2 protein-coding genes are annotated in these 781 nt (G+C 28.7%); both read right to left on the bottom strand.

The genetic code is table 11. The features are described from left to right. Nucleotides 1-48: 48 nt before the first annotated feature. Complete coding sequence (locus DWX73_RS13370) at nucleotides 49-249, bottom strand: hypothetical protein (protein ID WP_118349144.1); 201 nt, start codon at nucleotides 247-249, stop codon at nucleotides 49-51. 4 nt (nucleotides 250-253) lie between these two features. Continuing rightward, entirely contained in the window at nucleotides 254-574 is a 321-nt protein-coding gene (locus DWX73_RS13365) for a hypothetical protein (protein ID WP_118349143.1), read from the bottom strand. Nucleotides 575-781 lie beyond the last annotated feature (207 nt).

The raw sequence follows: 781 nt of genomic DNA, 5'->3' as shown, positions 1-781 counted from the left end.
TTACTATCTGGACAATACTGCTTAATTATTTCTTTCCATCCTATAAAATCAAAATACAATCTGTGAAACCATGTCTTTTTTTTCTTTTTGAATTACTTTTATTTTCGCAGTTTCTTCTATATAATTTCCTGAAATCAAAAATATCCACTCATTTTCTACATCATTATCTCTAACATAAGTATAAAAATCTTTCAGAATTGACAATGCCCCACCTTTACTTGCAGCCATTGCATTTACTAAAACCCTCATCTATTTACACTCCCATAAACGCTTCAATTTTATCAACATTCTTCTCTACATCAAATTCCTGTTTCAAATATTCAAAACCATTCTTTCCTTTTTGAATTTGCTCTTCTTTATTCTCACAAATATATTTGATAGTCTGAATTATTTCTGCTTCATTATCAGCAGCACACCACCATCCACATTTATGATCTTCAATCATTTCTTTCAAATCAGTATTTCTATCTGTCATAGCAAAAACAGGTTTTTTTAATTTCAAATATGTTTGAAATTTTGATGGAATGTTTGGAATTGTAAAACGTGGATCTAGGCTGATAAGACCTACATCCACGCTTTTAAGTATTTCTTCATATTCTTTTTGTGAAACTTGTTTTTTATATGTAAAATTCTCTAACTTATATTCCTTTACAAAATTTACAATCGTAGATGCAACATTCCATTTCCTATAATAACGAACTCTGCTTTACTATAGTTTTGCAATTTCTCTATTATTTTTAGCAAAAATGGAATATTTTGAGGTTTTCCCAAATTTCCACCA

This window comes from Coprococcus sp. AF21-14LB (genome assembly GCF_003458885.1).
Classification (GTDB): Bacteria; Bacillota; Clostridia; order Lachnospirales; family Lachnospiraceae; genus UBA9414.
The sequence above is the reverse complement of the archived record's forward strand: the minus strand, read 5'-3'. Positions and strand labels throughout refer to the sequence as shown.